5 protein-coding genes are annotated in these 5148 nt (G+C 64.3%); 4 read left to right on the top strand and 1 reads right to left on the bottom strand.

The window, feature by feature from the left end:
* Window positions 1-136: 136 nt before the first annotated feature.
* Window positions 137-1081 (bottom strand): cation diffusion facilitator family transporter, encoded by a 945-nt coding sequence (locus DY468_RS24255; RefSeq protein ID WP_164608132.1) that lies wholly within the window; start codon window positions 1079-1081, stop codon window positions 137-139.
* A 380-nt stretch (window positions 1082-1461) separates the two neighbouring features.
* Between DY468_RS24255 and sdhC the strand changes: the two genes are divergently transcribed.
* The 4 genes from sdhC to DY468_RS24235 all read left to right on the top strand — a co-directional run bounded on the left by sdhC (window position 1462) and on the right by DY468_RS24235 (window position 5028).
* Window positions 1462-1860, top strand: a complete 399-nt coding sequence (sdhC, locus tag DY468_RS24250; RefSeq protein ID WP_164608130.1) for a succinate dehydrogenase, cytochrome b556 subunit — start codon at window positions 1462-1464, stop codon at window positions 1858-1860.
* Window positions 1857-2270, top strand: coding sequence for a succinate dehydrogenase, hydrophobic membrane anchor protein (sdhD, locus tag DY468_RS24245; protein WP_164608129.1), 414 nt, complete (start codon window positions 1857-1859; stop codon window positions 2268-2270). Before sdhC ends, sdhD begins: the two co-directional genes overlap by 4 nt.
* 3 nt (window positions 2271-2273) lie before the next feature.
* On the top strand, window positions 2274-4097 hold the full coding sequence (gene sdhA / locus DY468_RS24240) for a succinate dehydrogenase flavoprotein subunit (protein WP_164608127.1): 1824 nt from the start codon (window positions 2274-2276) through the stop codon (window positions 4095-4097).
* Between the two features lie 148 nt (window positions 4098-4245).
* Complete coding sequence (locus DY468_RS24235; RefSeq protein ID WP_164608125.1) at window positions 4246-5028, top strand: succinate dehydrogenase iron-sulfur subunit; 783 nt, start codon at window positions 4246-4248, stop codon at window positions 5026-5028.
* Window positions 5029-5148: the final 120 nt, after the last annotated feature.

Below are 5148 nucleotides of genomic sequence, written 5' to 3'. Positions count from 1 at the left end.
GCACAGTGCTCGGGGACCCCCACCCCGGCCTCCGCTTCGCTCGGCCGACCCTCCCCCAGGGGGGAGGGGGCGCGTGCGGCTCGTCCTACAGGTCGCGTGCGCTTAGCACCAAGCGCGGCCAGTCCACGACGATCGCCTACACCACGTGATCTGGCGCCAGGGCGCACACTGTGTTGGGGTCCGTCTCGATCTGCACCGTGGTGTGCGCGATGCCGAAATCGTGCTGCAGTTCGTGGGCGAGGTCGACCAGGAACGGATCGCCCGGCGAGCCGCCGGGCATCACCAGATGGCAGGTCAAGGCGACTTCGGTGGTCGACATCCCCCAGATGTGCAGGTCGTGGACCTGGGTGACACCGGGGAGTTTCGATAGGAACGCGCGCACCGCTGCGGGGTCGATGCCACGCGGCACCGCTGCAAGCGACAACGCAGCGGAGTCGCGCAGCAGACCCCATGTGCCCCAGACGATGACCACAGCGACGAGCAGGCTGACGGCCGGATCGATCCAGTACCAGCCGGTGAACAGGATGATGACACCGGCCACCACTACGGCGGCCGACACTGCTGCATCCGCCGCCATGTGCAAGTAAGCGCCACGAATGTTGAGGTCGCTGTGGCGGCCCGAGGCGAACAGCCAGGCCGTGACGGCATTGATCACGATGCCGATGCCGGCCACCACCATCACGGTGATACCTGCAACCGGCTCGGGCGCGAACAGCCGCACGATCGCTTCCCACCCAATTGCGCCGACGGCGAGCAGCAGGAATACCGCGTTGAAAAGCGCCGCCAAAATCGAGGACCCGCGCAGGCCATAGGTATAACGCGCCGAGGGCGGCCGCTTCGACAGCCCGGCCGCCACCCACGCCACCACCAGACCGGCAACGTCGGACAGATTGTGGCCGGCGTCGGCAATCAGTGCCATCGAGTTGCTGAAGTAACCGAATGCCGCTTCGGCGATGACGAACGCCACATTCAGCGCGATGCCGATCGCGAAGGCACGACCGAAATCCTTCGGCGCATGACTATGACCACCAGGACCATGCGAGGCGCCAGGTCCGTGATGGTGATGATGATCGTGACTCATCCAAACAGAACGTTGTGGTGCAGGGGCTGGGACTCCCCGGCGACAGGATTCAAACTGTCGCACGTCGACAGGCGATACGAAAGCTGCAGACCGCGTTGCTGATCAGAATTGGTCCAGTTTTGACGTAGGCCATGCAGCCGCTTCGCGACAGCAACTTGGTGGCGTCGCCCCGAGCCTGTGAATCGAACTTCATCGATCGAGTCCGGCAGTCAGCCGAAGAGGACTCGCATGGCCTTGCATCGACGGCGCTTCAAGAAATGAATTAATATTCTTATCATGTCATTTCGTCGTTGCGCTGACTGCATCTGCTCCGTAAATAGAGGCACCTTCGCGAGCCTCTCCCCGGGGCCCTGTCCGCTCGCCGCCAACCGATTGAGCCGATGACCGCCAGGATGGAACGACCGCTTTCGCCTCACATGCAGGCCTACCGCTGGAGCCTGACGATGACGATGTCCATCGTCCATCGCGCCACCGGCATAGCCCTGTATTCTGGAACCTTGTTGCTGGCCTGGTGGCTGATTGCCTGCGCTGCCGGCCCGGCCGCCTACGCCAACGTCCAGGCCTTCACCGGCTCCTGGATCGGCCGTTTGATCGTTTTCGGCTATACCTGGGCGCTGATGCACCATCTGCTCAGCGGCGTCCGCCACTTCGTTTGGGACCTCGGTTACGGCTTCAAGACCGCCGACCGCGAGTGGCTGACCTGGGCCGCCCTGATCGGCGGCATCGTGCTGACCGTCCTCCTCTGGGTGATCGCCTATTCGATGGGGGTGGCCCGATGAGCGGCGACAACGCACACGGCGCACAGAAGTCCTCGATGCGCACGCCGATCGGCAAGGTTCGCAAGCTAGGACCTGCCGGCTCCGGCACCTCGGATTTCTGGCGCCAGCGCATCACCGGTGTCGCCATGACGCTGCTGATCCTGCCGACCATCGTGGTGATCATGATGCTGCTCGGCCGCAATCAGGCCGCCGCCGCGCAGATCCTTGGTTCGCCTCTGATCTCGCTGATCATGATCCTCTTCATCATTGCCTCCGCGATCCACATGAAGATCGGCATGCAGGTGGTGATCGAAGACTACGTCCAGAACGAAAAGCTCAAGTTGGTCACGGTGATGGCCAACAACTTCTTCTCGATCGCCGTGGCGCTGGCCGCGATCTTTGCGATCTTCAAAATGGCATCCGGAGTTTAAGGCATGGCGGCGAACGGCAACGGCGCCCCGGCGGCGGGCGGAAACGCCTATCCGATCGAGGACCACACCTATGACGTCGTCGTGGTCGGCGCCGGCGGCGCGGGTCTGCGCGCGGTGGTCGGTTGCAGCGAAGCGGGCCTCCGCACCGCCTGCATCACCAAGGTGTTCCCGACCCGCTCGCACACCGTGGCGGCGCAGGGCGGCATCTCGGCTTCGCTCGGCAACATGCACAAGGACGACTGGCGCTGGCACATGTACGACACCGTCAAGGGGTCGGACTGGCTCGGCGATCAGGACTCGATCGAATACATGGTCCGCAACGCGCCGGAAGCCGTGTACGAGCTCGAGCATTGGGGCGTGCCGTTCTCGCGCACCGAGGAAGGCAAGATCTATCAGCGTCCGTTCGGCGGCATGACCACCGAGTTCGGCAAGAGCCAGGCGCAGCGCACCTGCGCGGCCGCCGACCGCACCGGCCACGCCATGCTGCACACGATGTACGGCCAGGCGCTGCGCCATTCGGCCGAGTTCTACATCGAATTCTTCGCCATCGACCTGATCATGGACGATCAGGGCTGCTGCCGCGGCGTCGTGGCGCTGAAGCTCGACGACGGCACCATCCATCGCTTCAAGGCCCAGACCACCATCCTGGCGACCGGCGGTTACGGCCGCGCCTACGCCTCCTGCACGTCGGCGCATACCTGCACCGGCGACGGCGGCGCGATGGCGCTGCGGGCCGGCCTGCCGCTGCAGGACATGGAGTTCGTTCAGTTCCACCCGACCGGCATTTACGGTTCGGGCTGTCTGGTGACCGAAGGCGCCCGCGGTGAGGGCGGCTATCTGGTCAACTCCGAAGGCGAGCGCTTCATGGAGCGCTACGCGCCGTCGGCCAAGGACCTCGCCTCGCGCGACGTGGTTTCGCGCGCGATGACGATCGAAATGCGCGAAGGTCGCGGCGTCGGCAAGAAGAAGGACCACATCTTCCTGCACCTCGACCATCTGGCGCCGGAAGTGCTGCACGAGCGGCTGCCGGGCATCTCGGAATCGGCCCGGATCTTCGCCGGCGTCGACGTCACCCGCGAGCCGATCCCGATCCTGCCGACCGTGCACTACAACATGGGCGGCATCCCGACGAACTTCCACGGCGAAGTCGTCACCAAGAAGGACGGCGACGACAACGCGGTGGTGCCGGGTCTGATGGCGATCGGCGAAGCCGCCTGCGTGTCGGTGCACGGCGCCAACCGCCTCGGCTCCAACTCGCTGATCGACCTCGTGGTGTTCGGCCGCGCCGCGGCGCTGCGCTGCGCCGAAAAGCTGGTGCCGAACGGCAAGCAGCCGGAGCTGCCGGCGAACTCCGCCGAGATGTCGCTCGGCCGCCTCGACAAGTATCGCTACGCCAAGGGCGGCACCCCCACCGCCAAGCTGCGCGAGCGGATGCAGCATGTGATGCAGAACAACTGCGCGGTGTTCCGCACCGGCGAAGTGCTGGCCGAGGGCAAGGAACTGATCGCCAACGTCTATGGCAGCGTCGGCGATGTCGGCGTGTCGGATCGTTCGCTGGTCTGGAACACGGATCTGGTCGAGACTCTGGAGTTCGACAATCTGATCGTCCAGGCGGTGGTGACGATGAACTCGGCCGCCAACCGCACCGAGAGCCGCGGCGCTCACGCCCGCGAGGATTTCCCGGATCGCGACGACGCCGCCTGGATGAAGCACACCCTGGCCTGGATCGGTGACAAGGGCGACGTGACCATCGATTACCGACCGGTGCACGACTACACGATGACCAACGACGTTCAGTACATTCCGCCGAAGCCGCGGGTGTATTGATCGCCAGAGAACGAACTGTCATGCCCGGGCATAGCCGTTAGTAGAACGGCGTTCTGAAACGCCTATGACCCGGGCATCCATCATCTTCGCAAGAAGATGGATTGCCGGGTCAAGTCCGGCAATGACGCGCAGAGCCAGAGGCAACGAGATGGTTGAATTCGCACTTCCGAAGAATTCGAAGATTGTCGGCGGCAAGACCTGGCCGAAGCCGGAAGGCGCGACCGAGGTTCGTGAGTTCCGCGTCTATCGCTGGAATCCGGACGACGGCAAGAACCCGAGCATCGACACTTACTACGTCGACAAGCACGACTGCGGCCCGATGGTTCTCGACGGCCTGATCTGGATCAAGAACAACATCGACCCGACCCTGACCTTCCGCCGCTCCTGCCGCGAAGGCGTGTGCGGGTCCTGCGCGATGAACATCGACGGCGAGAACACGCTGGCCTGCACCAAGGCGATGGACGATGTTCGCGACGACGCGGTGAAGATCACGCCGCTGCCGCATCAGCCGGTGGTGAAGGATCTGGTCCCCGACCTCACCAACTTCTACGCCCAGTACGCCTCGATCCAGCCCTGGCTGCAGACCGTCACGCCGACGCCGCAGAAGGAATGGCGGCAGAGCCACTCCGATCGCGAAAAGCTCGACGGCCTGTACGAGTGCATCCTGTGCGCCTGCTGCTCGACCTCGTGCCCGAGCTACTGGTGGAATTCGGATCGCTTCCTCGGCCCGGCCGCGCTCTTGCAGGCGACCCGCTGGGTCGAAGACAGCCGCGACGAGGCCACCGGCGAGCGCCTCGACAATCTCGAAGATCCGTTCCGGATCTATCGCTGCCACACCATCATGAACTGCGCCAAGGCGTGCCCGAAGGGTCTCAACCCGTCGGAAGCGATCGCCAACCTCAAGCTCAAGCTGGTCGAACGCCAGATCTGACGCGCAAGCTTCATCTTCGCTTTGCAACGGCCGGGCTAGCGCCCGGCCGTTTTGCTTTGAGCAAGTCACCCGCCCCACCCCGTCATTGCGAGCGAAGCGAAGCAATCCAGCGCCGTGCAC

This window comes from Rhodopseudomonas sp. BR0M22, assembly GCF_010907035.1.
In the GTDB taxonomy this organism is placed as follows: domain Bacteria; phylum Pseudomonadota; class Alphaproteobacteria; order Rhizobiales; family Xanthobacteraceae; genus Rhodopseudomonas.
This window is presented reverse-complemented; position numbering and strand designations above follow the sequence as displayed.